Annotated in this window: 1 protein-coding gene; it reads left to right on the top strand. The window is 63.6% G+C overall.

Going from position 1 to position 2,890, the window contains the following annotated elements; all coding sequences use genetic code 11:
* Window positions 1-2,890 (top strand): AMP-binding protein (locus AC09SL_RS29315; RefSeq protein WP_479571981.1); only part of this gene is annotated, 2,890 nt, incomplete at both ends.

Raw genomic sequence — 2,890 nt, 5'->3', positions numbered from 1 at the left:
GGCGTCGACACGGTGAACGTCGCCGGTGAAGCCTTGAAGCGCAGCTTGGTGGAGGCATTGTTCGAGCAAACCCAGGTCAAGCGCCTGTGCAACCTCTATGGCCCTTCGGAAACCACGACGTATTCGAGTTGGGTGTCGATGGCCCGTGAGGATGGTTTTGCCGCGCACATTGGTAAACCGGTGGCGAACACCCAGTTCTATCTGTTGGATGAGTACAAACAACCGGTGCCACTGGGCGTTCCGGGCGAAATCTACATCGGCGGTGCTGGGGTCGCTCGCGGTTATCTCAATCGTGATGACCTGACGGTTGAACGCTTCCTGAAAGACCCGTTCAGCACGACTCCGAATGCCCGCATGTATCGCACCGGCGACCTGGGCCGCTACCTGCCAGACGGCAACATCGAATACCTGGGCCGCAACGACGACCAGGTGAAGATCCGTGGTTTCCGCATCGAACTGGGCGAGATCGAAGCCAAGCTCGCCCAGGCGCCAAACATCAAGGAAACCGTAGTCCTGGCCCGCGAAGACATACCGGGCGACAAGCGCCTGGTGGCCTATTTCACCCAACACTCACTGGACACAGCAGTAGCAATCGAAGCCCTGCGCGCGCACCTGCAAGCGCAACTGCCGGATTACATGGTGCCCACCGCCTACATGCGTCTGGATGCCTTGCCCCTGACGCCAAACGGCAAGCTCGACCGCAAGGCCCTGCCGGCACCGGATCTGGATGCCGTCATCTCCCGTGGCTACGAAGCCCCGCAAGGCGAGGTCGAAACCACCCTGGCGCAGCTCTGGCAAGACTTGCTCAAGGTCGAACGCGTCGGCCGCCACGATCATTTCTTCGAACTGGGCGGGCATTCGCTGCTGGCCGTCAGCCTGATTGGCCGGATGCGCCAGCTCGGCTTGTCGGCGGACGTGCGGGTGCTGTTCAGCCAGCCAACCCTCGCCGCGCTGGCCGCCGCAGTCGGCAGTGGCGGCGAGGTCGTGGTACCGGACAACGGCATCTTGCTGGGCTGTACCCGGATCACGCCGTCGATGCTGCCCTTGGTGGCGCTGGACCAGTTGGACATCGATCGCATCGTGGAAACGGTGCCGGGCGGTGCGCGCAACGTGCAGGATATTTACCCGTTGGCGCCGTTGCAGGAGGGCATTCTCTATCACCACATCGCCGCGCACACGGGCGATCCCTATGTGTTGCAGGCCACGTTCATCGTCGCGGACCGCGAGCGGCTGGAGGCGTTTGCCCTAGCCCTGCAAGGCGTCATCGATCGCCATGACATCCTGCGCACCTCGGTGGTCTGGGAAGGCCTGGATGAGCCGGTGCAAGTGGTCTGGCGCAAGGCGCAACTGGCGGTGGAAGAGCTGGTGCTGAGCGCCGAAGCAGGCGATATCGCCGAACAGTTGCGCGGGCGATTCGACACATTGCATTACCGCCTGGACATGCAACAGGCACCGTTGATGCGCATCGCATATGCCCACGATCCGGCGAATCAGCGCTGGGTGGCGATGCTGCTGTTTCATCACATGGCCCTCGATCACACGGCGCTGGAAGTGGTGCAACACGAGATGCAAGCGCATCTGCTGGGCCAGGCCGAGCAGTTGGGCGAAGCGGTGCCGTTCCGCAATTACGTGGCCCAGGCCCGCTTGGGCGTGAGCCGCGCGGAGCACGAAGGGTTCTTCAGTGACATGTTGAGTGATGTCGACGAACCGACATTGCCGTTCGGTCTGCTGGACGTCCGTGGCGATGGCAGCGATATCGAGGAGGCCGGACTGAGCCTGCCTGCCGACCTGAGCCGCCGTTTGCGGGCCCAGGCCCGGCAGTTGGGCGTGAGCGCCGCGAGCCTGCATCACTTGGCCTGGGCGCAGGTGCTGGGGCAAGTGTCCGACAAGCAGGACGTGGTGTTCGGCACCGTGCTGATGGGGCGGATGCAGGGCGGTGATGGCGCCGACCGGGCCCTGGGCATGTTCATCAATACCTTGCCGTTGCGGGTAGGGGTTGGAACCCAAGGCGTGCGTGACGGGGTGAAAGCCACCCACGCGCGCCTGACCGGTCTGTTGGGCCACGAACACGCTTCGTTGGCCCTGGCCCAGCGTTGCAGCGCCGTGGCCGCGCCGCTGCCGTTGTTCAGCGCCTTGCTCAATTACCGGCACAGCGCCGCCGGTGTTGCCTCGAGCGAAGCCTTGGCGGCCTGGGACGGCATCCAACTGCTGAGCAACGAAGAACGCACCAACTACCCGCTGACGTTGTCGGTGGACGACCTGGGCGAAGATTTCCGCCTATCCGCGCTGGCGGTGCCGCAGATTGGTGCGCAGCGGATATGTGTTTACATGGGCATTGCCCTGGAGCGCCTGGTGGATGCGCTGGAACAGGCACCGCAGACGCCGTTGAACAGCCTGTCGATCCTGCCGTCGGCCGAGCGTCGGCAATTGCTGGTGGATTTCAACGCCACCACCCGCAGCTATCCCCGGGACAGGACCGTCCATGGCCTGTTCGAAGCCCAGGCCAAGGAATGTCCGGAGGCAACGGCGGTTGTGCACAACGGGCATGGCCTGACGTACGCCGAGTTGAACCGCCGGGCCAATTGCCTGGCCCGCCATTTGATCGGACTGGGTGTGCAACCGGGTGATCGTGTAGCGATTGTGCTGGAACGCTCCAACGAGCTGCTGGTCAGCCAACTGGCGGTTCTCAAGTGCGCCGCAGTCTACGTGCCGCTGGACGTCAGCGCACCGCCGGAACGGCAGGCCTTCATGGTGCGCGACAGCGGTGTCCGGACGCTTCTGACACTGAGCACGATGACGGCACCAGAGGGGACGGCCCGTGTGGATCTGGACACCGTGGTCCTGGATAACGAGGCGGATCACGACCTGAGACTGATACAAAGCAGCGAAT

Source organism: Pseudomonas sp. PF05, assembly GCF_056521845.1.
This window is presented reverse-complemented; position numbering and strand designations above follow the sequence as displayed.